26 protein-coding genes are annotated in these 24,589 nt (G+C 46.2%); 6 read left to right on the plus strand and 20 right to left on the minus strand.

The features are described 5' to 3' along the window. The 13 genes from QVP35_RS06635 to QVP35_RS06695 form a co-directional block, all read right to left on the minus strand. Positions 1-470, minus strand: a 470-nt coding sequence (locus QVP35_RS06635) for a pyruvate formate lyase family protein (protein WP_288187774.1), incomplete at its 3' end; no start/stop codon positions are given. A gap of 168 nt (positions 471-638) precedes the next feature. Beyond that, complete coding sequence (locus QVP35_RS06640) at positions 639-1,151, minus strand: hypothetical protein (protein WP_006568687.1); 513 nt, start codon at positions 1,149-1,151, stop codon at positions 639-641. Further along, positions 1,135-1,524, minus strand: coding sequence for a hypothetical protein (locus QVP35_RS06645; protein ID WP_225103650.1), 390 nt, complete (start codon positions 1,522-1,524; stop codon positions 1,135-1,137). Before QVP35_RS06645 ends, QVP35_RS06640 begins: the two co-directional genes overlap by 17 nt. A gap of 238 nt (positions 1,525-1,762) precedes the next feature. After that, complete coding sequence (locus QVP35_RS06650; RefSeq protein ID WP_006568689.1) at positions 1,763-2,023, minus strand: HPr family phosphocarrier protein; 261 nt, start codon at positions 2,021-2,023, stop codon at positions 1,763-1,765. Further along, positions 2,020-2,982, minus strand: coding sequence for an aldo/keto reductase (locus QVP35_RS06655; protein WP_006568690.1), 963 nt, complete (start codon positions 2,980-2,982; stop codon positions 2,020-2,022). Before QVP35_RS06655 ends, QVP35_RS06650 begins: the two co-directional genes overlap by 4 nt. A 15-nt stretch (positions 2,983-2,997) precedes the next feature. Beyond that, positions 2,998-4,188 carry a mannitol dehydrogenase gene (locus tag QVP35_RS06660; protein WP_006568691.1) on the minus strand — a complete coding sequence of 397 codons (1,191 nt, stop codon included), beginning with the start codon at positions 4,186-4,188 and terminating at the stop codon, positions 2,998-3,000. A gap of 12 nt (positions 4,189-4,200) precedes the next feature. Then, complete coding sequence (locus tag QVP35_RS06665) at positions 4,201-5,010, minus strand: PTS system mannose/fructose/sorbose family transporter subunit IID (RefSeq protein WP_009289205.1); 810 nt, start codon at positions 5,008-5,010, stop codon at positions 4,201-4,203. Further along, positions 5,000-5,770 carry a PTS mannose/fructose/sorbose/N-acetylgalactosamine transporter subunit IIC gene (locus QVP35_RS06670; protein WP_006568693.1) on the minus strand — a complete coding sequence of 257 codons (771 nt, stop codon included), beginning with the start codon at positions 5,768-5,770 and terminating at the stop codon, positions 5,000-5,002. Before QVP35_RS06670 ends, QVP35_RS06665 begins: the two co-directional genes overlap by 11 nt. A gap of 15 nt (positions 5,771-5,785) precedes the next feature. Continuing rightward, positions 5,786-6,265 (minus strand): PTS sugar transporter subunit IIB, encoded by a 480-nt coding sequence (locus tag QVP35_RS06675; protein ID WP_006568694.1) that lies wholly within the window; start codon positions 6,263-6,265, stop codon positions 5,786-5,788. Positions 6,266-6,289: 24 nt separating this feature from the next. Then, positions 6,290-7,342, minus strand: a complete 1,053-nt coding sequence (locus QVP35_RS06680; RefSeq protein ID WP_006568695.1) for a zinc-dependent alcohol dehydrogenase — start codon at positions 7,340-7,342, stop codon at positions 6,290-6,292. Between the two features lie 17 nt (positions 7,343-7,359). After that, a complete protein-coding gene (locus QVP35_RS06685) occupies positions 7,360-8,232 on the minus strand; it encodes a sugar phosphate isomerase/epimerase family protein (protein ID WP_225103649.1) in 873 nt (290 codons plus the stop codon). Next, positions 8,210-9,085 carry a class II fructose-bisphosphate aldolase gene (locus QVP35_RS06690; RefSeq protein ID WP_009289206.1) on the minus strand — a complete coding sequence of 292 codons (876 nt, stop codon included), beginning with the start codon at positions 9,083-9,085 and terminating at the stop codon, positions 8,210-8,212. The genes QVP35_RS06685 and QVP35_RS06690 overlap by 23 nt, the downstream gene beginning before the upstream one ends. 127 nt (positions 9,086-9,212) lie before the next feature. Further along, positions 9,213-11,975 carry a sigma 54-interacting transcriptional regulator gene (locus QVP35_RS06695; protein ID WP_009289207.1) on the minus strand — a complete coding sequence of 921 codons (2,763 nt, stop codon included), beginning with the start codon at positions 11,973-11,975 and terminating at the stop codon, positions 9,213-9,215. A gap of 210 nt (positions 11,976-12,185) precedes the next feature. Between QVP35_RS06695 and QVP35_RS06700 the strand changes: the two genes are divergently transcribed. Further along, entirely contained in the window at positions 12,186-12,608 is a 423-nt protein-coding gene (locus QVP35_RS06700; protein ID WP_006568699.1) for a PTS sugar transporter subunit IIA, read from the plus strand. Between the two features lie 39 nt (positions 12,609-12,647). Further along, positions 12,648-13,931 carry an RNA polymerase factor sigma-54 gene (gene rpoN / locus QVP35_RS06705; RefSeq protein WP_009289208.1) on the plus strand — a complete coding sequence of 428 codons (1,284 nt, stop codon included), beginning with the start codon at positions 12,648-12,650 and terminating at the stop codon, positions 13,929-13,931. 25 nt (positions 13,932-13,956) lie between these two features. Here the strand turns inward: rpoN and QVP35_RS06710 are convergent, their stop codons facing one another. The 3 genes from QVP35_RS06710 to QVP35_RS06720 form a co-directional block, all read right to left on the minus strand. After that, the gene (locus QVP35_RS06710; protein ID WP_225103648.1) at positions 13,957-14,172 is read right to left on the minus strand and encodes a hypothetical protein; all 216 of its coding nucleotides are present in this window, start codon (positions 14,170-14,172) and stop codon (positions 13,957-13,959) included. Positions 14,173-14,402: 230 nt separating this feature from the next. After that, positions 14,403-15,800: an EAL domain-containing protein gene (locus QVP35_RS06715; RefSeq protein WP_022260940.1), complete on the minus strand. Its 1,398-nt coding sequence runs from the start codon at positions 15,798-15,800 to the stop codon at positions 14,403-14,405. Positions 15,801-15,926: 126 nt separating this feature from the next. After that, positions 15,927-17,030 carry an RNA polymerase sigma factor gene (locus QVP35_RS06720; protein ID WP_009289210.1) on the minus strand — a complete coding sequence of 368 codons (1,104 nt, stop codon included), beginning with the start codon at positions 17,028-17,030 and terminating at the stop codon, positions 15,927-15,929. A 184-nt stretch (positions 17,031-17,214) separates the two neighbouring features. On the opposite strand from QVP35_RS06720, the gene QVP35_RS06725 reads away from it, so the two are divergent. From QVP35_RS06725 to QVP35_RS06735, 3 genes are all read left to right on the plus strand, one after another. After that, a complete protein-coding gene (locus QVP35_RS06725; RefSeq protein WP_009289211.1) occupies positions 17,215-18,132 on the plus strand; it encodes a diacylglycerol/lipid kinase family protein in 918 nt (305 codons plus the stop codon). A 161-nt stretch (positions 18,133-18,293) separates the two neighbouring features. Then, positions 18,294-18,716: a bilirubin utilization transcriptional regulator BilQ gene (gene bilQ / locus QVP35_RS06730; protein WP_006568707.1), complete on the plus strand. Its 423-nt coding sequence runs from the start codon at positions 18,294-18,296 to the stop codon at positions 18,714-18,716. 1 nt (position 18,717) lies between these two features. Then, positions 18,718-19,275, plus strand: a complete 558-nt coding sequence (locus QVP35_RS06735) for a hypothetical protein (RefSeq protein WP_009289212.1) — start codon at positions 18,718-18,720, stop codon at positions 19,273-19,275. A 51-nt stretch (positions 19,276-19,326) separates the two neighbouring features. Here QVP35_RS06735 and QVP35_RS06740 read toward each other — a convergent pair whose 3' ends face one another. The 4 genes from QVP35_RS06740 to ung are packed head-to-tail and all read right to left on the minus strand — an operon-like array spanning position 19,327 to position 23,077. Further along, positions 19,327-20,451, minus strand: a complete 1,125-nt coding sequence (locus QVP35_RS06740) for a D-alanyl-D-alanine carboxypeptidase family protein (protein WP_009289213.1) — start codon at positions 20,449-20,451, stop codon at positions 19,327-19,329. Positions 20,452-20,470: 19 nt separating this feature from the next. After that, the gene (locus tag QVP35_RS06745; RefSeq protein WP_006568710.1) at positions 20,471-21,598 is read right to left on the minus strand and encodes a transglutaminase domain-containing protein; all 1,128 of its coding nucleotides are present in this window, start codon (positions 21,596-21,598) and stop codon (positions 20,471-20,473) included. Positions 21,599-21,607: 9 nt separating this feature from the next. After that, a complete protein-coding gene (locus QVP35_RS06750; protein WP_006568711.1) occupies positions 21,608-22,393 on the minus strand; it encodes a Cof-type HAD-IIB family hydrolase in 786 nt (261 codons plus the stop codon). A 9-nt stretch (positions 22,394-22,402) separates the two neighbouring features. Beyond that, positions 22,403-23,077, minus strand: a complete 675-nt coding sequence (ung, locus tag QVP35_RS06755) for a uracil-DNA glycosylase (protein WP_006568712.1) — start codon at positions 23,075-23,077, stop codon at positions 22,403-22,405. 156 nt (positions 23,078-23,233) lie between these two features. On the opposite strand from ung, the gene QVP35_RS06760 reads away from it, so the two are divergent. Continuing rightward, the coding region (locus tag QVP35_RS06760; protein WP_288187776.1) for a ClC family H(+)/Cl(-) exchange transporter at positions 23,234-24,589 on the plus strand (1,356 nt) is incomplete at its 3' end.

Here is a 24,589-nt window from a genome sequence, read left to right on the forward strand (position 1 = left end):
TCCATCAATGCAATCTGCTTCTGCAGATCTTTAAATTCGATGCTGGCGTCATGGTGGACTCTGGACATCAGCGACCAGCGGCTTTTTTTGCTGGTGAAATCGTCCTCAAAGCTTTTTGCATGGCCCTCTTCAAACACGATGGATCCGTCAAGATTCTTATTTTCTGCTTTTTCCTTCCGATAGTTCTCAATCGTCTGTACAGACTTCTTTTCCTGTTCTTCCTCTGTCATCCGTTCCTCATACACCGGGCACATGCCGAGCATACTCCCGGCAATCAATTCATACGGAAGGACTTCTAATTTTACTTCTTCCAGTATATTGGCAAAAGCTTTCGCCCTTCTGATCTGTACCGGTTCATTCTCTGTCGTCCTTAATGAATCCGCAATATATTTATAAAGATAAGTGGACCGCACTCCCATATCATTTCGCTGCTGTATCTGCTGTTTTAAAGCTTTTAATCTTTCCTCCATAGTTTCTCCTTTCTGTTATGTGCACATATTTTCACTAATGTGTGCATTTACACTTTCACTGTATAACAATCTGCGGTGATTGTCAAATACGTTTGCTGATTTTTCTACGCATCAAAAAAGGAATGCACCTAAATGCATTCCTTTTTTGCTCTTCTCAACAACAGGGACCTAATGAATCTCCCGCTTTTTCTTTAAGACCATATACACTGCTGCCGCGGACACAATCAAAAAGATCAATTCCATTTCACCCTTGTCTTCGTCTCCTGTTTCAGCTACGCCTTTTCTAAGAACCCGATTGGATCTTGTTTCTGAACTGCCTGCATGAAACTTACCGCTGTTATCATCTTTTTTCTTTTTCTTCTTGCTCTTTGACGGATCATCTGCGGTATTGCCGCTGTTTTTCTGTTCTTTCTGATACACAACTTCTACCGTATGATTTCCGCTCACATTCTTAAAGTCAATTTTTCCAGCATTTTTAAGATCTTTCCGTTCTACTCCGTCCACAATGACCTTCTGGACTTCATATCCCTTGGCAGGCTTCCATACAACCTGATAGCTTCCACCTTTTTCTACATCTCCGCCTGCTGTGATGCTTCCTTTTCCTTCCCTGGATGTCTTAATCTCTATAAAGTCAGGGTTTCCCTGTGTACTGTTGTCTTTCTTTTTATAAATAACTTCCATAAGAATGGTTCCGGTCTGCGCCACTGAATGATATCTTCCCTTTGTCTTCTTTTAAATCATCCCTGGTAACTCCGTCTATGATCACTGCAGAAACCTCATATCCTTCTTTCAGATTCCACTGTACTTCTTTGTTTGTTCCGGCCTCAACTTTGGAAGACGGGGAAATCGTTCCCTCTCCTCCTCCGATGGAAGTAGAAATATCAAACTGCTTTCCGGCTGTGCTTCCATCATGCTTTACAAACTCTATGTAAATCGTATGATCAGACGCCACCCCCTTAAACTGAATGCTTCCTGCGTCTTTCAGATCATCTCTCCCGACACCATCCACGACTACTTTGCCGACATAGTAACCGGGCTCCGGTTTGAAGTTCACGGTGTGGTCTTCCCCACTCTTTGCAGAAGAACTGTCGAACACCTGTCCCTTGTCGCTCTAGGAAGTATTGATCTGATGCTCTTTTCTTATGACTGAAAATATACCCCTTTTTAAACAGAAATTTCTCTTTTTATACAAACATGTATGATTATGATAGGTGTGTCAATTATAATGTCAAATAATTTCCGCTGGAAGTAAATAAGGACAGATGCCCGTTTTGTTCGGCATCTGTCCTTCCTTATCTCCAGCGAAGAATACAGTCTTCAATTTTTCTTATTGTCTTATCTTCTTCTTTGCCTGTAACTTCAAGGATGATCTCGTCCCCTTTACGTATCCTGGCATCGAGAAGTTCTATGATGCTTTTTCCGTCATAGGTGCGGTCCTTCCACATGATCTTTACGTCACACGGCATATTTTCACATAAATTTGCAAGCTCGGCCGCCGTGCGAATATGAATACCGCTGCTGTTTTGGATCTTTATCTTTCTTCTCATACTCATCCGATCTCAAGCCTCTTAATCTCGCTGTCGATCCTTGCTATCTCTTCCTCTGTAAGCTCCCAGTCAAAAGCACTGCAGTTTTCATCGGCTTGTGCCGGGGTATTCACACCTGTGAGCGCCGTACTCACAAAGCTTTTCTGTGTACTCCAGTTAATCGAAACCTGTGCCACCGGCTTTTCGTGTTCCTCTGCGATGGCATCCAGAGTCTTTAACAATTCCATGATCTTTGAAAATGTCGGCTCTTTAAAAAATGGGTAGAATACGAGCCGCATATCTTTCGGATCATACTCCGGACACTCCCTGATAGCCCCGGTTAAAATTCCTGCGCCGAGGGAACCATACGTCATGGTGCCGATGCCCTGAGTCTCCGCCCATTCCATCAGCTCTCTCTCCGTCTGATTTACCATAGAAAACGGCGGCTGAATCACATCGATCTTTGCATATTTCTGCGCTTCCATGATCAGCTCTTTCGGAGAGTTGGACATCCCGATAAACCGGATCTTGCCTTTTTCTTTCAGCATATTGACCGCTGCCATCGTCTCTTCGATCGGCGTATTTACATCCGGCCAGTGCATAACATAAAAGTCAATATAATCCGTTTGAAGGCGTTTTAAGGATTCGTCAATCTCCCTCTCCACGGTATTATATTTGCAGTCTCTCACAGACGTACCGGTAAAATGATTAATATAAGACCCAAACTTGGTCGTCAAATATACCTTATCCCTGATCCCTTTTAACGCCTGTCCAACGACCTCCTCTGAGTGTCCTTCCCCGTAAATCGGTGCGGTATCCACCATATTGACCCCATTTTCCACCATCCGGCGCACGGCTGCGATGGATTCCTTTGTATCCACGTCTCCCCAGCTGACTCCCGCTGAATTGGCTCCCGCAATTCCCCATGTTCCCACGGTCAGCGCTGATATATCTGCTCCTGCATTTTTAAAATGTTTATATCTCATGATTTCCTCCTGATCCTATCTCTGTTTCAATGCTTCTTGATACTGTGCTCCAATCAGATCTAAAAGCTCCCATTCATCCGGCAGCAGTCCACAGTATTTCATTATGGCCTCCCGGATTCCATGTTCCTTTACGTAATCCGTGATCTCGATGCTCTCTGGTTCTTCCTCATCCCGGTAGAGGAATCCATAGGCGATTCCTTTCGCCAGATAATACGGAAGGATATGATGTTTCATACACAGAAGCGCTGGTCCTGTAAAACGGTTCCCTCTTGAGAGTTTCCCTTTGGGCCCTGCGGCAACTCTGCGGATCTCGTCTTTTAAATTGCGGTTTTTCGGCGCATTCATAATAAAATCCACCCATTCTTTCCGCTCTTCTTCTGTAAATCCATACTCTCTGGAAACCGCTTCTTCCGCTTCATAAAAGGCGCCGGAAATAAAGTCATCGATCCACGGATCGTCATATGTATCTGCAATGTAAGTACATCCCTTTGCTTTCCCGAGAAATGCCGTCATACAGTGCTTCATATTCCCTGTATATACTTTCCGGTAAATCTGGGCTTTGGCTTTCACCGATTTCCCTACCTGTTCTGCCTCTGGAAATTCTCCCTTAAACGCTTCCGCGTCAATACCGATGTGTCCGTCCAGTTTGGTTGTGACGGCAAACGGGTCTTCTTCCATCAGCTCTTTGGAAGACGGCATAGCTGCCATGCCGACCATAACCTGACAGATTCCTGTCTTTTCTTTCAGATAAGCCAGCGCTTCCTCATCACCTTTCAACAATTCCCCAAGACGTTTTTCAAAGAAATCCGGAGCCCCAAGGGCGTTGACGCAGAGCAGGATGTTAAAGTTCCCTGCATTTTCCCTGCTTCTGACCTTTATGGCCTGAGCCAGATTCTGCGCGATGCTCTCAAATGCCCCCTCATAGACACAGCAGGCAATCAGATCCACCTGTTCCATGTGTAGGACCAGATCTTTTTCGTCTGAACAGTCCAGGACGTCAAATCCTTTTACAAGCACACGCCGTTTTTCTTCGGCGCCGACTCTCTCGATCAGATAGGTACCCTGTTTTTTCAGCTGTTCCATCCGCTCTGCCATGATGTCATATAAGTACAGATGATAACCGGATTCATAAAACAGCCCTCCGATGACGCCCCGTCCGATATTTCCTGCTCCGATGACCAGCAGTTCTTTTTTCTGTTTTTTCAATGTCAAGACCTCCTATGCGATGATGCCCAGTGCAAATAAGACGACTCCCACAACCATGGTGCCGATCAGGAGAGGCACGACTTTGACTCCTTTGCCGAGCAGCCAGTAGATTGTACCAACCAGGCCAAGGGAGAGAATTTTCGGCATGATGCTGTCCAATGTTGTTTGGAGTACCATTCCGCCGTTTTTCACATCCCCGATAGTGATTGGCGTAGACACGTTGACCGTAGCCACGATCATAGCGCCGATGGCCATGAGTCCGACCACAGAGCAGGCATAGGAAACTTTGTCCATGATTCCGGACTTCTCGGATTTCAGCAGGAATTCTGTTCCCATACTGTACCCGTATTTTAAGCTGTACCAGCGGGCCAGCACATTCGGAATGTTGTACATCAGCAGGAATAAGACCGGAGCAAACACATTTCCCGCGGCAGCCATGCCGATGACTAAGGATGTGGCAAGGATTCTCAGCGTAGAAGGAAATAAAGTATCTCCGATGGCTGACAGCGGGCCCATGAGACCTGTTTTTACCGCATTGATACTCGTGGCGTCGAAGTCTGGATTTTTTTCATTTTCCTCCTCCATTGCCGCAGAAATCCCCAGGGCAAATCCCGCAATATTCGGAGTAATATTGAAGTATTCCATATGGCGTTTCTTTGCCTCTATCCTGTCTTCTTTCTTGTCATAAATCTTATCAATGGCCGGCATCAGGCTGAAAGTGTAGCCATTGTGCATCTGTCCCGGATAATCGTTCATGGCATTCAGCGCAAGATACCGGATAAAAATCTGTTTTAAATCTTTCTTGTTTAACTTAGAACTCATTTTCGTCACCTCCATAGGCCTCTGCCGTCTCCGGCGTATTTTTCTGGTTGGATAAGATGATCAGTACCATCATGACTGCAAACAATGTCACCGCAATGGTCGGCAGTTTTAGATAAGCCGCCAGCATAAATCCCACAAAGAAGTACGGTGCCATTTTCTTGCTGATGATCATTTTAAGAAGCAGGGCAAAACCAATGGCCGGGAGCAGGTTGGCCGCAGAGGCAAGCCCGTTGATGACCACCTTAGGGATGGCATTGACGGCTGCCTGCACCGCAGTGCTTCCCGCATAGATGGACAGGAAGCCATACAAAAAGTAAACAACAAAACTAGTGAAAAATGCACCAAAGAGATAAATTCTTCCTGCAGCCCTTGTATTGTCCTTCTCGATCTTCTTCATCATGACCTGTCCGAATGCCGCGTTCATCAGTTTACACCCGATAAAGATAAAGCCTCCGAGCAGGGCGATCGGCACTGCAAGAGTAGTAGCCACGGCCTTTCCTCCGGTTGTTATAATGGCAAATGCCGTACAGATAGCTCCCGCAGAGCCATAGTCGGGACTCACTGCCGCTCCGATAGGAAAAGACCCGATAAACATTAGTTCCAATACGCTTCCAAGAATCACACCCTGCACCGGATCTCCAAGAACCAGTCCAGTCAGCGTGGAAATGACAATCGGTCGGCAAATCATGCAGTACCCAAAAAAATATTCCATTTTGCAGAGGCCTAAAATCAGCCCCACAAGCAGCGCTTTTGTTAACATATCCCTCTCTCCCTTCTAACTCTCCAACAGTTTTTCCGTAACTTTTACAGCGGTTTCTGTGGGTACCTGCTGTATTTCCATGCGGATACCCTTAGAAAGCAGGTGTTTCAGAGTTTCTGTGTCGTCTGCGGTCACGTTGATTGCCTTACTCAGTGCCCTGCTTCCCTCCACTGCCGGAAGTACTCCCAGGTTTACATCGTTGATCTCCGGAACGGCATCTGTCAGCCTTTCCACGTCCTTTACGTTGTTGACCACAATAAACAATTTATACTTGTCAGTGACGCCTGACTTGATGGCCTTAATGGAATCCTCCATAGATTTGATGACCAGCTTAATTCCCTGGGGTTTGGAAATACGCAGCATAGACTGGCGCATCTCATCTTTTGCCACCTCATCATTTGCCACCAGGATGCAATCCACTCCCAGCGCCCTGGACCAGGAGATCGCCACCTGTCCGTGTACCAGACGATAATCGACTCTTAATTTCTTAATCATAGGTAATCCCTCCTCATTCTTTTCTTAAAATACTACGCTGACCCTGTAAGCTCCGGGGACAACAGCGGCCTCGAAGGCTTCCTGCACCTGATCCAGCGGATATTTTGCCTCCACAAGTTTAGACAGGTCAATTTTCTTTTCGCTGATCAGCTCCGCGGCTTTTTTAAAGTCACAGAGATCCGCTGAAAATGTTCCGATCAGCTCCATTTTTCTGTAATGAATCAGGTTGGAATCCACATGCAGTTCCGGAGCCGGATATCCTGCGGCAAATAATAGAATTCTTCCGTGAAGATGTTTCACCATCTCAAGGGCCTGATCATTGGCCGCCGTGACACCTACCGCCAGGATGACCGCATCGGCGCCGCGTCCGTCCGTCCATTCTTTTACTTTTTCCACCGGATCTTCCTTAGATACATCCACTGCGTGAAGTCCCAGATTTCTTGCTACTTTAAGTTTTTTCTCCATCATTTCCGTGATGAGTACATCGCATCCTTCTGCCTTTAACGCCAGTGCATTCAGAATCCCCATGGTTCCGGCTCCGATGACGACCACTTTTTCTCCCGCGGACACTCTTAATTTGCGCAGTCCCTGGCAGACCGTGCCAACCGGTTCCACAAATGCCGCCTCGGAAGGATCGATGGACGGGTCCATCTTAAACAGAGAGCGGTACGGCTTGACCACATACTCAGAGCAGCCGAAGCCTCCGTGGTAACCGTCCGGTGAAAGTTTATTCCTTCCTTCTCCCAGAGTCACACACTCACTTGTGAGGCCCTTTTTGCAGAACTCACATTTCCCGCAGTTGTCATAGCCGATGCCAACCGGCTCTCCTATTTCAAATCCTTTTACCTCCGATCCCATATCAACGATCGTCCCGCTGAATTCATGCCCGAATGCCATAGGAAACTTCAGATTCTTTCTGGCCCCGGTCCACTGTCCGTAATCTGTCGTACAAATGTTGCAGGCTCCGTTTTTGATCAGCACCTCATCGGCTTTCAGTTCCGGAATCTTCCGCTCATGTACTTTCACCACCCGTTCCTGTTCGATCACTGCAAATCTTGTCGTCTCTGTTTTTGCCATTTCGCTTACCTCTTTCTCTATCTCCTGATATATGGTTTCAATCTTTTCATCGTATCCTCATAGACTGCCGCCGGGTCTTCAAAATATCTGCTGTCTGTATACTCCAGCACCAGCGGCCCTCTGTAATCGTTTTGATCCAGTAATTTCAGTGTCCCTTCCAGGTCACAAGTTCCGTCTCCCCATTTGAGATGGGAAAAGGCGCCGTCTCTGTAATCCATAAAGTGTACCAAATTCAGCCGTTTTCCAAATGCATCAAACCAGTCCTGGAGGGATTCTCCGGCATTGTGGATCGTATGGATGTCTGCGGTCACGGCAAACTGTCCGGAGTTGACCGCTTCCATCATCCGTTTTACATCTTCAAGCCGGTTGCACAGCCTGGTGCTCTTCTTCGATAAGGTCTCCATAGTCAGATATACGCCGTAATCCTCTGAAAATCTGCAGAGTTCCCCGACCATTTCCTCACTCCTTTTCCAGGCTTCTTCCCTGTCTTCGGAAAAGAACTGCCAGCCGGATGTGATCAGCACTCTGTCACAGTCAAGTTCTGACGCCGCCCGGATCATATGCTGAAAATAGCGTTTCGCCTTTTTTCTGATCTCCGGTCTTTTTGCGGCCATGTGAAATGGCTTCGGACAGGACTGCTCCGGCGTCATGCTCACCGCTTTCAGCCCATAGTCTCCAAGCATCCTTTTGAGGCTTTTTGTTTCCTCATGAGTATGGGCATCCACAAAATAGTGGGCTCCGCATGTCCAAAGGTCAATGCTCTCATAGCCGCTTTCTGCTGCCGCCCTCAGATAGTCCTTAAACTCATAAAAGCGGAAGATATGATTCATGGGAGCGGGCTGTTTCCTGTCGATCAGATCCATAGGTTTACCACCGGTTCTGTGAATCAAACAGCCTCATGTAGTGTTCCAGCACTTCCTGAAATCCCTCGGTTCCCGCTGCGATGGTCTGCTGCATGTTCATTTTCTTCGGTGCAAACTCTCCTGCGGCCTTAACATCTTTTCTTGGCGCGCTGCTCTCAAGGGCTTTCCTCAGTGCATTCTTTCCTGCCTCGCTTAAATCTGTGTTTAAATTGACTTTCTGTATTCCGGTCTTCACTGCTTTGGCAAGATTGTCATCTCCTGTGCCGGAACCTCCGTGGAGTACAAGAGGAATCTTGATTTCTTTTGATAAAGTGGAGAGAAGTTCAAATTCCAGATGAGGAGTTCCTTTATACACTCCATGCGACGTTCCCACGGCCACAGCCAGGCAGTCAATTCCGGTTTCTTCCACATAGGACTGTGCTTCTTCCAATTTGGTCAGTCCCGCATCTCTTGTCTCCTCATATTCGTCGCCCTGACCCACATGACCAAGCTCTGCTTCTACGGAAACGCCGACCGCATGAGCCACTTTTACGATTTCCTTTACTTCTCTTACGTTTTCCTCATACAGAAGTGTGGAACGGTCGATCATGACAGAACTGAATCCGGCGTGGATCGCCTGTATGATATCCTCAAAGGCGCCGCCGTGGTCCAGATTCACCGCCACGGGTACTTCCGGATATCTGGCTGCATAAAACCTCGCCAGGTCTGCACACTCGTAAATGCCGTGGACAGAAGCCACATCAAGGATCACCGGCGCTTTTAGTTTTCCTGCGGCCAGAAAAGATGCCTCGATCGTCTCTCTGTTGAATACATTTGGGGCCGCCACCCCGTATCCTTCTTTCTTTGCCTTGCCAAGCATTTCTCCCATTGAAATAATCATTGTATGTAGTTCTCCTTCCCAGATCATATAAATGTGATGTTTTTTGCTTTCTGTCCATTTATACAACAAAAAGCGTGCCAACTTAGTGTCACGCTTTTGTCTCTGGCTCCGCAAACCGCTGATTATCTTATATTCCATTTATAATGTCATAAATATATCCGATTTCAGACAGTGGGATTTTGACACTGTAAGTGTTTTCTATCCCACTAAAGGCACTCCGTATTTTTGCAATCTCTTCTGTCCGTTCTGCCTCAAATGCATCGATATCAGGATAGTCTTCGATCGGGCTCCTCCTGATCAGGCGCTCCGCAAGACATCCCACATGAATGAAAAGATTGATCTTTGTACTGTTTGAAAGTGCTTTCCCGTCCGTGACCTCATATTGTTTCAGACAGTCCTCGATGTGGTTCATGATCTTGTCCGTATCCAGGATCGTCAGGGAACCGATCAGCTGCCGGACAGAAAAGTTTCTCACGAGATGGTCATTGATCTCCTGTATGCGCTCATGAGAGATAACCGGGGACAGGATCTTTTCCATCTTCCTCTCCGCCTCCCCTGACACAACCTCCTCAAGAGGTATGAACTCGATGCCGGAAAGCTTTGGATTTACAGTCCCTATGACTCCCAGGATGTCGTAGCCGTCCAACAGGGCATCGGCCGTTGACTGATTGTTCAGCTGGTCATAGTCGTAGGAGACCACCGTAATATCAATGTCCGAAGGAATACTGTCGTCGATCAGGCCCCGGATCTGCTCTGCGGTCCCGGTCCCGGTAAGACAGCAGGTCAGGATCACTTTCTGCTTGTCTATCTTCGGATAGATCATCTGGTATTCGGTCTGATTGTATTTCTTCAGCCTTAAGAGAATGTCCTCCAGACGGTACTTCTGTTTCACCATCTGTCCGGCGTTCACCGCCATCTGCGTGGAAATGTTGTTTACGATGGCTACGGGCACTCTGAGCATATCGCTGAGTTCCTCATAAATGTCCATCAGGGAGCCTGTGTCCACCAGAAACAGAAGGCCGCTGCTCAGATCATGAAGCTCAATATATTCTTTGATCCATAGGACAATATCTTCCATCTTTTTATCTATGGGCATATCCACCGCCTCAAATATTGTTTCTTCCAAAAGCCGGTTGGCCACATTGGCAATACTGCTTGCCGTGGCATATCCGTGGGCTAAAATGATGGCTTTAGTCCTGCCGTCCTGTGACTTCACATTCAGGCTCTTAAAATAGAGCACGAGAGGGAGCAGGTCCGCCTCCGTTACATTTAAATCCATCTTCGCGGAAAGCAGATCCATCATCCTCTTAACGAGCTGCGTTTCCTGTCTGTAATGTTCCTCCGCAAACGAAAGAAACTGCCCCGATACTTTTCCCCCGGACTCATATTCCGCAGGATGACCGTTCAGATAGAAGAAATAGGCTGCCGCAGCGTGGAGGACATTGCCCCCGAATCGAACATTGCAGCTGTATTCCACATACCGGAAAGCCTCGTGGACACTGCCGATCACATAGCGCATGAGCATAGTTTCCGACTCCTTACTCTGCTGATAGATGAGGCGGTCCAGCATGTCGCTGACCGCATGGAAGCACCGTTTCTCAAATTGGTCCAGAGCATATCCCTGGCTTTGGAATTCTTCATAGATGGAATTGAGTTTTTCAAACAGTTCCCTGTAATGTATAGATTCTTCCGTGTCCGCACCTGCAGCCGTCTCAGGCCTGGACTCCGGCGTGATCAGCACTTCCTGGCTCTTCTTAATCTTCATTCCGTCGTTCTGGGCGATCTCCGAAATGATCTCGTCCGGCAGATCCCCCAGACGGAGTGCGATCTTTTCCTTTTCTTTATTTTTTGCGTAAGTTGTGGCACAGAGATATTTGATGGTATTCTGGAGTTCGCCCACATTCCCCTTAAAGTTATGTCCTGCCAGCGCGTCCAGCACATTTCCCGAAACTGAAAATGTTCTCTCCAGCACCTTGCTCTCCTGAATAAAAAAGCGGTAAATAAACTGCATCCGCTCCTGGTATCCCCGCTCCATGAGATCAGGGATTTCCACCACAATAGGCACCCTGCGCAGAAATGTGTCCAGAAAATTGGAAGCGAGATCTTCTGTGGTAGCCATAACGATCCTGACTTTTGCCTTATGCCACCCTTCACTTTCTCCCATCCGGCGGAAGATTCCCTGGTCCAAAAAAATGAACAGTTTTTCCTGACTTTCATTGTTCAGGCGGTGCACTTCATCCAAAAACAGCATCCCTCCGTCTGCTGCCTCCAAAAGTCCCTTGGATGTACCGTATGCCCCTGTAAACGCTCCTTTTACATATCCGAACAGATTGCTGGACAACAACTCCACATTGTTGGCGTACTGGGCACAATTCAGCGTGATGAACGGCGCCCCTTCCGGAAGTACCCCATGACAGACAGAAAACTCATAAATCTGCCGGGCCATGTAACTCTTTCCGGCCCCGGTATCCCCGTGGAGAAATACCGGCAGGCTTGTATTCGGATAAAATACGGAAGTCTTGATCTGCTCGATAGCCTTTTTAAGACTTCCCCGGGCCCCAATCATACTTTCCAGCGGATCGTCAGCCTCCCGGGACTTTCTCTCTGCCTCTGTATGTTCCATAAAAAGTTCCTCGAGACTTGCATAGACCGGTTTCTCAGGTTTAAAAAACCGCTCTTCAAACACTTTGGCATCAAAAAACAAAACAGGCCTTGTATTGACCTTAAATAAAGATTTCCCCACTTCTTTGTTTAGATAGTGACTGACTGTATTCCGTTTCACCGTAAAGATCCCCGACATCTCATCCGCCGTGCAGGACTTATCCACATGATCAAAATCAGCCTGTTTTGTTTGTTCTTTTATATATGACAATAACTTTTCCTTCAGCATATCCCTCTACCTCATCTCATTTGTACTGCATAATTTATTTTCATTATGCCAGCTTCCTGCCATTTGTCAATCAAGGCATTCCGCAAGATGATTTCTCAGATTCAAATTTCTTTTGACACTAGTTCTTGGCACGGAATTTGCTCTATATACAGTTGTAAATCAGTGTTATGCCCAGGCAAATATACTATCATTCAACGAGGTGAAAGAAACATGAAAAAAAGATTATTGATCGCAACCCACAGCACATTTGCTGACGGAATTAGAAATGCAATGGAACTGGTGACCGGAAGGCAGGACTCTGTTTCCACACTCTGTGCCTATACAGACGATATGTCAGAAGTGGAAACTCCGGTCAGGGAGATCATAGACGGACTGGGTCCGGACGAAGAACTGATTATTGCCACCGATATTTTCGGCGGCAGTGTCAACAATGAGTTTATGAAATATCTGTCACAGAAAAATATCCACCTGATCGCAGGAGTCAATCTTCCGCTGCTCTTTGAACTGGTCTCCTGTCTGAATGCCCCAGACACAAAAAAGGCGTTGGAAACAGCCGTGGACAATTCCAGGGAGCAGATCTGCTACTGCAATCTGCTCTTAGATCAGGCGTGCCCTGCCTGTGACACATTTTAAGTTCCTCACGGATCAAACCGCAGGAAAGGAGGAGATTTTTTGGCCCCGTCTTACCGCTCCGCTTTAGAGCTTCACCAGAAACAGCAGATGTCTCAGTCTCAGATCCAGTCGCTGCATATTCTGTCACTGGATAACGGAGAGCTTTCTGAATTTCTGCAGAATGAATACATAGAAAACCCGATTCTCGACCATACACCTTCCGGTTCTTCTTTCACTGTATCAGAAACACAGGATTTTGATATTCCGGAAGAAGCCACCGACATGGTTAAGACATATCTTTTGGATCAGCTGAACCAAAATGATTACACAGAAAGTGAATGGCGGACAATGAACTTTATGATTGACTGCCTGGACTCCGGCGGATTTTTCAGGATTTCTTTTGAAGAAGTCTCGGCCCTTCTGGCAATTCCTTTGGAAGAGATAAAAACGTGCTATGAAACTTTGTCCGGCCTGGAGCCCGTGGGCATTTTTTCCCGCAGCCTTCCGGAGTGCCTCTTACGGCAGCTTGATTTCCTCGGAAAAAGAACGCCGGTCATGGAAAAGATTATACAAAATCACCTGGACGATATCGCCCTCGGACACATCAGCACCGTCTCCAGAAGCCTTCATATCAGCACAGCAGAAGTCCGAAAGCATATCGCCGTGATCCGGAACCTGAATTCCAAGCCTCTTCAGGGATTTTCCACAGAAAAAATCGAATACATCACCCCGGACATCATCGTGACCTGTCAGGGGAATCAGTGGGATATCCGGCTCAATGACGACTGGGTGGGGAATTATTCTCTGAATGATTATTATGTCCGTATGCTCAGAGGCACAAAAGACCCCCAGCTGAAAGAATATTTCCAGCAGAAATATGAGCGATGCCGTTTTATCATCGCAAGCATTGAACAGCGCAGAAATACGATGATCAGGATCACCGAATCCATTCTCTCAAGACAGCCGGAGTTTTTAAAAAATCACGGCTTTCTGAGACCTATGACAATGAACGAAGTGGCAGAGGATATTGGAATGCATGTTTCCACGGTGAGCAGGGGTGTCAAAGGAAAATACCTGCAGTTTCCCTGCGGCATCATCTCTATGAAATCATTATTTTCCGGCTCCTCCCCTGCTGCTGGTGCCCAGGTCAGTGCGGTAGATATCAAAGGGATATTAAAAGAAATGGTGTCCCGGGAAGATCCGAAGAAGCCATTCAGTGATCAGAAACTATCGCTGCTTCTGAAAGAAAAGGGATTTTCTATTTCACGGAGGACCGTGGCTAAATACAGGGAACAGATGGGGATTAAAGGGACTTATGACCGAAAAATAGACAGCCGAATTTAATATCCCGGCTGTCTAATCATCGTCCTTATAATCTGTTCACTTTAAAAAATTTCATGATCTCCGGCAGATATGTGGCGGTAAACAGTGCCGTCACTGTAAAGGCCGCCGCTTTGTGCAGCTTCTTCGGAAGTGCCAGTCCCCACATGACTCCGGCAGCGCAGGCACAGAGCTTAATCATTACGAGATCCTTCCAGTCTGCATGTCTCATGAAACGGTTTGTATATCGGATTAATTTCTTCACAGCAGTCACCCCATCTCTCTGTTTGATGTTCCGATTGTTCTGCTTTTATTTTACCACTCTTTGTAAGCGATGTCACCGTGTCTTTGCATATCCTGCTCATCCCACCGAAAGATTCAATTTGCCTTTACTTCTGCCTCCATATATCTGTTAAAGAAATCTTTGACCGATATTGGTTTTGAAAAATAATATCCCTGTCCGAAGTCACAGCCCAGATTTTTCAGTATATTGATCTACCCTTCAGTTTCGATTCCCTCCGCGATCGGAATCATCTGGTTCAAGGTCCGGCACATCTGAATCACATACCGGACGAGCACCTGCGACTTTTCATTCTTCTCCAAACCGTCAATCAGGCTCTTGTCCAGCTTAATCTCATTAAAATCAATGGCAGACAGTATGGCCAGATTTGAATATTTGGTTCCGTAATCGTCCAGGGAAATCTTAAATCCCGCTCCAATAAATTCTTCTGCCTTCCGGCTCAGCTCTTCCAGCCGGATCTTGGACGAGCTCTCTGTGATCTCTATACATATTTGGGAAGGGTCCACGTCATACTTCCGGCAGACATTCAGAATTCTGTTTGCGACATCTTTCTCCATTAAAGTAACCCGCGAGAGGTTAACGGAAATGGTAAGGGAGTCAGAACCCGTCTGCTCCCACTGTCTGAGAATCCTGCAGACTTCCTCCAGTACATATAAATCAACGTGGCAGATGACATTTTCCAATTCATAGATCGGAATAAATGCATCCGGCATAATCAGACTGCCGTCCTTTTGTATTTTTCTCACAAGAGCCTCTGCACCTATGATCCTTCCTGTCTCAATTTCAACCTTAGGCTGAAGATGTACAACAAACCTTCCCTGTTCAATGTCTCTTAAGAGTTTCTTGGCAACTGCCGATCTGCGGTTGTATTCTGCGTTCAAGGTTTTTTTGTAGTATGACTGCTTTTCGATGTACATTAAGTCTTCTGCATAGCTGACCTGCTCTTTGACTCCCCGTCTTCCCGCATCCCAGACTGCTCCGATGGAAATATTCAGTTCCTCGTTGTGCTCGGTTTCCCTCCTCAGCGCTGACACCCTGCTGTGGAATTCCTCCCTGGATATTTCAGGGCAGAGCACAACATACTCAGCCCCACCGGTTCTTACAACACGGATTTTTCTTTCTTCTTTTACCTCTCTGTACTTCCATTTCTGCGGTATTTTCTTTTTTCTCTCTGTTTTTATTTTCTTCTTTTCCGCCGGCTTCTTTTCTTCTGATGAGGGTTCTTTTGGCACCGGATCCCATTTCGCTGTCAGTCTCATATTACCGTTCACCGGTTTATTAAAATCCCACTCTGTTTCTTTTCCGTTTTCATCAATATAATACCATCCGCCGAAGGTGTAGCCGGCCCTTTTTGGTGCTCCCGGTTCTTCGGCCTTCTCACCTCCATTTATCATCTGGTATTTCGGCTGAGTCTTATCCGCATAGGTCAGATTATCATAAGGAAAGTCTGAATCATTCTCCTGCTTGCCTGTCACTATGGAAAGCCCTTTTAACTGTTTTTCTGTAAAAGCCTCATCCCCCCCCCGGTTTTCCAGCCATTTCCTGTTCCCATGACTGTGATCAGAGAAACTGCAGCCAGACATCTCATCCATTGCTTTTTCATTGTTCTATCCGTCCTTTTTTGCCCTCAAGTGCACTCTTTCTTGGGTGATTTTTTGACTTTATAAGAAACTTCTATTCTGAAAAAGGTTAGAAAAAAAGGCCTTTAAAAGCCTCTTTTACTCCCTGTTAAATTCAAATATTCTTTGATCTCCTGCCTTGTCCATCAAATATAATTTAAAGTCCTCTGTCTTAGGCGGTACATAGAAGATCTCCCGGCTCGTGTCACAGGTGAGTCCTGCGACTTTCTTTCCGGATTTTCCGAGGGCATAAGTCTTCACGTAATCCACATCCCCGTCCACATAGATCGCCAAACGTCCGCCCTTCTTTTCCACCTTTGCCTGGAGTATAGAAGCCGGGGTAATCTTTTTTGGTTCAGGCTTCGGTTTGGGCTTTTGGGGAATCTTGATCCCTTCCAGATTTTTTGTCTCCATCTGCACCTGAGGAGTCTCGAAGCCTCCGAAATCAACTGCCGGAAGAGGATCTTCATGAAGCATCACAAAACCGGCTGTACCGGCTCCGACCGCAATTGCTGCTCCGAGGGCCGCCTTTTTCATGGCCACCACTCCTTTTCCCGTATTGCTTCCCGCAGTATACAAAGACCCCCTGAGAATCGGATATAAAGCAAAGAAACCAAATCCCCTGATTTTCAAAGCCTCTCTGTCTGCTTTCGGAAGGCTTTCGATCTGTTTTTTCAGATTTTTCCGTCCATGGAACAAAAGGTTTTTCACCGCGTTTACATTACAGTCCATGATCTGGGCGATCTCTTTCATCTTCAGCTGTTCCAGAGCACTCAGGATAATCGCGGCTCTCTGCTTCTCCGGAAGATTCTTTATGCACTCATGGAGGATTCTTGTCTTCTCATCCTCCAAAATAAACTTCTGAGGTTCCGGCTCCTTAGAAGACATACTCTGGATAAAATCCACCACTTCGTTTCCAAGTATGTCGGTCTGACTGTTCTTTTTGGCATTCCTAAGACAGCACCGGTATGCAATCTGCCGCTGCCATGCACAAAACGCCATATTATCTTTCAGAGCAGGAAGATTCCTGTAAATCTCGATAAAAATATCCTCTGCCTCAGTGGCATTTCCGCAGAAATTCAATACAAACAGTCTGGCCTGGTCGTATGTCTGCCGATACAGATATTCATATGCTCTCTCATCTCCCTGCTTTGCCCTCTTCACATACGGACAAAGATTTTTATAGAAGTTCCCGTCCCTCATCTCTCCTTATCCTTTCTCCTTCGTTCATTCTCACTATAAAATAGATTTTTCATAAATACAAAAGGAATTCATTGTAACAGCAAGTTTTTTGTACATTGCGGCAGTAACTTTTCTATGGTAAACTCTAAGTAAAATAATCTTCCGTACATAATCGCGGAGAATGGAATATAACAAGGAGGATCTCATGAAAGCCTTATTTATCATCAATCCCTCTTCGGGGAAACAAAATATTGAAGCCACACTGCAGGAAATCATGTCGACTTTGATTTTAAAACAAATCACTCCGCACATTGATGTTTTTTATACAAAGAAAAAAGATGATGCAAAACACCGGGCGGCAGCCTTAAAGCCCGGAGAATACGACTATGTTGTCTCTGTAGGCGGCGACGGTACTTTAAACGAAGTGTCCAACGGACTTGTAGTCAGCCAGAGTAATATCCCCCTGGCTATCATCTCCGCAGGAACTGTCAATGACTTTGCCACTTATATGAACCTGCCTCAAACAGCCAGGGAATTCTGCAGCATGATAAAGAATTTCCAGACGAAGAAAGTAGATATCGGAAAGGTCAATGATGAATATTTTATCAATGTCCTTGCCGGCGGCCTGCTCACCGATATTGCTTATAAAGTTCCGAAAGACAAGAAGGCAGTCCTCGGGAAGATGGCGTATTATCTGGAAGGCATCAAAGAACTTCCAAAGCAGTTTTCCAAAAACATGGTATTAAAGTATACCAGCAGTGAATTTTCAGAGACCACGGAAACCATGGTCTTTTTAGTGGCCAATTCAAAAAGTGTTGGAGGTTTCCCGACTGCCGCACCGCTGGCTTCTGTGTCAGACGGCTATCTGGACGTCCTGATCCTTAAAAAGATCGAGTTTTTAACAACTCCGGATCTGATCGTCAAATGGCTCCAGGGCAGCCACCAAAATCACCCGTCCATCGAGTATTTTCAGACGAAAGAAATCTTTATCGAACAGGCATCCACAGACAACGAGATCGCCATTGACTACGACGGTGAGATTTTGAGCGAAGGGCTCCCTGTAAGGATTTCTATCGTTCCGGAAGCGTTAAATATCCTTGTGCAGAGACAGGATCCACAGTGATCTCAGATATAAAAACCAGACAGCTTCATAAACCGGTTCCCAAACACCAGATCAAAAATCTGACGGTTGGGATACCGGTTTTTTTACTATCTTATATTACTTGACAAAGTCAATCTTTTGAATTATATTTGACTTAGTCAAATAAATGGAGGAAATCATGAATGACAGAATCATTTGCTTTTTATGTGTCAGTTCTCCGTAAGTATTTTACGCAGTATTGTACGGAAAAACTCGCAGAGATCAATGTAACTTACGGACAGCTGTTTATTCTTATTTTTGTCGGCAAGAAAGAAACATGTTCGCCCAAAGAAATATCCCTTGCCTTAAAGCTGGATGCGGGCCATCTGAACAGAACACTTTCAAAACTCATAGAAAACGGCCTGCTCAAGCAAAAGAAAAGTACCAAAGACAAACGGGCCAATATCATAAGTCTGACTCCGAAAGGCCGGGAAGCCTTTGAAATGAGCCATAATTTATTCTGGGAGTGGGACAGCGTTATCTTAAATCCTCTCTCGGACAATGAAAAACAAAATTTAATGGAACTGATGAAGAAAATAGCATTTTCGGAAGATGGGAGGTTCTGACATGGAACAGTTAAACAAATTTATCAGCCTTTTAACGGGCAGATTTCATAACTCTGAACAATATGAAACTATGAAAAAGAATGGAATTGAATTTCCTTTTGCTGAACACGTAAATACGGTCTGCAATGATAAAATCAGGAATCTGCCTCCAGCTTTCAAAGGAGTCTTCATGCTTGAAGAAACTTACTATACATCGGACGGAAAAACGCACGCATCACCCCACCTGTTTTTATTTACCGAGAGAGCTGACGGAGTGAAACTGACTTCTTATGAGACTCCCGATGGATATAAAAAAGACACATTTACCTATGAAAATTTAACCCCTGTTGATTTCAAGGATCTGAAACCATCAGAAAAATTCACACCGGCACTGTATACGGAAAAGGACAATATATGGGAAGGCGGCAGCACAAGCATGTTTTCCCCTGTGCTGAAATTCACCTTATTTGAACGCTTTTCTGAAGAGTATTTAGAAGTTTCTGAAATAATGGAAGTAAACGGAAAGAAAACTTTTGGATATGACAATCCGATTATTTACAAAAGAGCTGAACATTCTTAAAATAATGCCGGAAAAATCTTTAGAAAAGACTTTTCCGGCATTAGATATTTTTTAATAACTGATCTTGGTTGATCCCAGATCTTCATCCCCATAAGAGGCATAGATTTTATTGTTCTCGGTGTATACTTTCAGCTCGGCAGAGTCCTGATCCTTGGTCAGCAGAACAGAAAAGTCACTTAAGCTGCCGCCCAGCGGAAGCTGGTACGGAGAGAGTTTGCATGCCATCTGAGTGACCGGATTTTCCTGATTTTCAGAGAGGTCGCAGTTTAATCCCGCAAAAGGCGCCACGGATTTATAATTCTTAAAGCCATAGTCAAACAGTTTAATCGTATCCCTGTACAATTCATATCCGTTTCCCCGCAGGATCACAGAGATCAGCTCCGTTTCCCCGCGCTTTGCAAAAGTTACGAGAGTACCGCCGGCTCTGGTCGTATATCCGGTCTTTCCGCCCTCCACGCCTTTGTATAAAAACATCGTCTGTTTTACCATCTTGTGGTGGTTCCATAATTCTCTGCCCTTTTTCTCCTTGTTGGTTCCTGACATAAAATAATGGGAAGAACATGCGATCTTGCGGAACATTGGATTTTGAAGAGCCGCTTTCGTGATCAGCGCCATATCCCTGGCAGTGACATAGTGCTTATCATTGTGAAGGCCGTTGGGATTCATAAAATGAGACCCCTTGCAGCCGATCTCTTTCGCTTTCTTATTCATCAGGTCTGCAAATTTTTCGATACTGCCGCTTGTATGCTCCGCTACACCATTGCAGGCTTCATTTGCGGATTCCAGCATGATACCGTACAGAACGTCCATGAGCGGGATCTCCTCGCCGGCCTTGATGCCGATGTGAGTGCTTCCAGGCTCAATGCTGTTTACGGCATGTCTGGAGAATTTGACCGTGGAGTACAGATCATCGTTATTTTCTATCGCCACCAGGGTCGTAAGAATCTTAGTGATGCTGGCCGGATAGCTTTTCTTGTCAATGTTTTTTGCATATAGGATCTTTCCGGTCTTGGCATCCATCAGTATTCCGCAGACTCCGTTGATCGACGGCTTATCGGCGTTTGTGTCTTCCTTTGTCGCAAGTCCTCTCTCTGCCGCCTTCGCCGGCACGGTCCCTGCTGTCACCAGTACAGCTGCAGTGAGCATCACCAGTAATCGTTTTACAAATTTTTTCATATGTTTTTCCTCATGATTCTTATTTGAAATTAAATGTCATAATGTATAGCTGGCGGTCCGTATAGTAAGTCACTTCCATCTTTTTTGCCCCGAAACCGGGCACTCTTTTCAGCAGATCAAAAATCTTTCTGTCGGCGATCAGCTGCCGGTGTGCCTTCTCATATTCCGTCCGGCTGCCCATCTGAAAACTGATCTGCCCCTGATTTTTCTGTTCACAGAGCTGGTTATAGATCTTCCCCAATTCAAACTGCCTGTAGTAATGATTCTGTCTCACATAATAATTGTTCTTCTTTGAACTGCATTTGGGCACCTTGAGTCCCTGATCCAGCGTGTGCCCCCGAAGAAGTTCCTCCTCTGTCATCCCAAAAAACCCTTTGGACATCTTCTGATTATTGCTTCCCCAGGTAGGGTCTACATAACAGTCAGCACCTTCGATCTGTACCAGATTCCACGCATGATTCTGTCCATTGGCCCTTCCGTACACCATCCGGCACGGGATGCCCATCTTCTGATAAATATACTGAAGACTCTTGGCATATCCTGTACAGACGGTCTCTTCATTGACCATGCCGCTGATCAGGTTTTGATTATATTTGCTGCCCTCCCGGTAGGAGATCCTCCTGGTCAGATGCTCATAAACCGTATAGGCCTTCTCATATTCCGTCTCTTTTTTGTCTGCATAGGAAAGATACAATGCAAGATTTTTCTTCAGTTTCTTATCGTACTGTTTGGTCTGCTCTTTTGTAAAAATATAATGGGGCAGGAACACGACGTTTTTCTTCGTTCCCGATGTCTTCCATTTGATATTTCCGGTAAAGTCGAACCAGAACAGTTCAGGACAGTCGGATTCCATCTGTTTTAAAATGTCCTCCATCCGCTTTGTGGTAACCTGTTCAATCTCGATCTCTTTTTTTCTGTTGAAAATCCCGTAGTACATGAGGCTGTAAACCCTTTTGCCCTCTTTTGAGAGGCTCTGATAACCGTACTTGGTCTCAAACAGGTCTTTGTGGGTCTTTTTTACCTCTGTGACAATCTTCTTTTGTTCCTTCTGGTGAATGCGGCTCTGGATCGATGACACCATATTGGGCAGCGTAAAGACCAGTACCAGCAGAAGGACAGATGCAAATGCTTTCAGGACTTTTTTCATAGGCAGCTCCTACCCGATCAGCCCCAGGCGTTTCAGTCCCAGCGCCAGGCCATCCCGGTCCGCAGGCTCCGTTTTGTATTTGGCCTGCTCAAGCAGTTCAGGGACTGCATTTCCCATGGCAACCCCGTATTGAACATAATTTAACATCTCAATGTCATTGGCGCTGTCTCCAAATGCGTAGCTGTCTTTCCGGTCGATTCCAAAGTGATCCAGCACCATTTTAATACCGGTGGCTTTATTAATTCCTGAAGGAATAAACTCTACGGAGTTTACCTCTTTATGTATGATCCCGGTCATGACTCCCCCGGTCATCTCCTCTACAAAGTCCTTCTGTGCGAAATCCATGTGGTGATATGTCCATTTGTTGACTTCCTCTGCCTGTGATAACGGATAGACATAAGGGGTCGTAGTCTCTCTCAGCCTCTCTACCACCTTCAGATATAAATCATCCTGATTATCCGGGTCATAGTAACTTCCTTTGACGCCTTCCAAAATAATCCCGATCCTGCTGTTTTGTCCGTAATCAATGACCTTTTGGAGATTCTCACCGGAAACCTTCTGATTGCACAATTCCCTGCCTTCACAGATCACATGGGCTCCTGCCGCAGCGATCATTCCGTGAAAGCCCTGTTCCATATAGGATTCCGGCACCATGCCGTAAGCCCTTCCGGTACAGAGCACTACTTTGCAGCCTTTGTCCATCAGCTCAGCCACGGCTCTCTGAGCGGACTCCGGAATACCAATCCCGTCACAGTACAGAGTGCCGTCGATGTCTAAAAATACAATTTTATTCATGCTTCACTCCTATATATTCTCGATCTGCCAGTCCACCGGTTCAATGCCGTGCTCTTTCAGAAATTCATTGGTTCTGCTGAAATGACGGCATCCGAAAAACCCTCTGGACGCAGAAAAAGGACTCGGGTGAGGCGCTTCAAGTACCAGATGCTTCGGATTGGTAAGCATCCATTTTTTATTCTGGGCATTCCGTCCCCACAGAAGATAGACGATCGGACGGTCCTGCTCATTTAATATGCGGATCGCGGCGTCCGTAAACTCTTCCCATCCGATATCCTTGTGGGAATTGGCCTTGTGCGCCTGGACGGTCAGTACTGTATTTAACAGCAGAACTCCCTGTTCGGCCCATTTGGTCAGATATCCGTTGTTTGGTATGTAGCAGCCCAGATCCTCGTGCAGTTCCTGGTAAATGTTGACCAGGGACGGCGGCGTCTGTACTCCCGGCTTTACGGAAAAAGAAAGCCCGTGGGCCTGTCCTACATTGTGGTATGGGTCCTGGCCTAAGATGACCACCTTTACCCTGCTCAAAGGCGTCAGGTGGAACGCGTTAAAAATATCATCCGCCGGCGGAAAGATGTTCTTCTGTGCGTACTCAGCCGTCACTGTCTGATACAGCTTTTTATAATACGGCTTTTTGTATTCTTCTTTCAGATGCTCAGCCCAGTCATTTGTAATCGGTGGCATACTCTGTTCTCCAATCTGTTCCTTAAATTTCTTTATAATATACGTGTGTATTATAAACTATCAGGCCCTGTTTTGCAAACCCGAGAAATGCGCAGATTCCTTTTTCTTTGGCACATCTTGTGATAAGATAAATATGACAAAGGAGGATTGTCGCATATGAAAACTTCAAAAATGGAAAATCCCCACTCTCTGTCCATCTCGATTGTATTCGACGGACTCCTGGTGGGGATATTTGCCGGCTGTATTGCCGTCATCTACCGTATTTTATTAAATCACGCGGAGTCTCTTTTATTCCGCATCATAGACTTTACAAAGGGAAACGCCTTCTATATTGCAGGCTGGTTTGCCGTTCTGATTATCCTGGGTCTGATCGTAGGAAGACTGGTCAAATGGGATGAAATGTGCTCCGGAAGCGGTATCCCCCAGGTACAGGGGGAGATGAAAGGATACATAAGTCAAAACTGGGTCAGCGTACTGATCACAAAGATCACAGGCGGCACTCTCTCGATCCTCGGCGGTCTGTCCCTTGGACGCGAGGGCCCCTCTGTCCAGCTGGGCGCTATGGCCGCCAAAGGACTTGCAAAGATCACAGGAAAGAGCAAGACAAAAGAAAGGATCATGGAAGTCTGCGGTTCCGGCGCGGGTCTGGCCGCTGCTTTTAACGCGCCTCTGGCAGGCATTATGTTTGCTCTGGAAGAAATTCAGAAGAACTTTAACAGTTCCATGCTGGTCTGTGTCACCGCCGGTGCCCTGACCTCGGATTTTATCTCTAAAAATGTATTCGGATTGTCTCCGGTGTTTGAGTTTCAGCTGAAATCTGCCCTTCCGCTTAAATACTACGGCCTTTTGATCCTGCTCGGGATCATCCTCGGCGCTGCCGGGGCCTTATACAACTGTGTCATGCTGAAGGGTCAGGATATTTACAAAAAACTTTCCTTCCTGAAACCGGAGTACAGGACCGTAATCCCGTTCCTAGTATCGGGTGTGCTGTGCTACTGCCTTCCTTCCGTACTCGCAGGAGGCCATGCCATGATTACACGCCTGGAGAGCGGCCATCTCCTGATCGGGTCTATGGTGCTTCTTCTCCTTGGAAAGTTTCTGTTTTCGGCAGTCAGCTTTGGCTCCGGAGCACCGGGAGGCATCTTCTTCCCTCTCCTGATCCTTGGTGCCTACATTGGTTCCATCTATGGAACCTCCGTCACAGGACTTACAGGCATCAGTCAGGATTACATCATCAACTTTATTATCCTTGCTATGGCCGGATTTTTCACTGCCATCGTCAGGGCCCCGATCACCGGCGTCATTCTGATTGCGGAAATGACAGGGACATTTGAACACTTTCTTTCCCTGGCCGTTGTGTCACTGACTGCCTATGTGATTGCCCATCTTCTGAAAAGCGAGCCGATCTACGAGAGTCTTCTGGGCCGCATTCTCGCAAAAAAGGGATTAAAAACAACGGATGCCGCAGAGGGTAAAGTACTCTCAAGTTTTGTTGTCGGAACAACCTGCCTT

Origin of the sequence: Anaerostipes sp. CAG:276, assembly GCF_000432215.1 — a bacterium.
In the GTDB taxonomy this organism is placed as follows: domain Bacteria; phylum Bacillota; class Clostridia; order Lachnospirales; family Lachnospiraceae; genus Anaerostipes; species Anaerostipes caccae.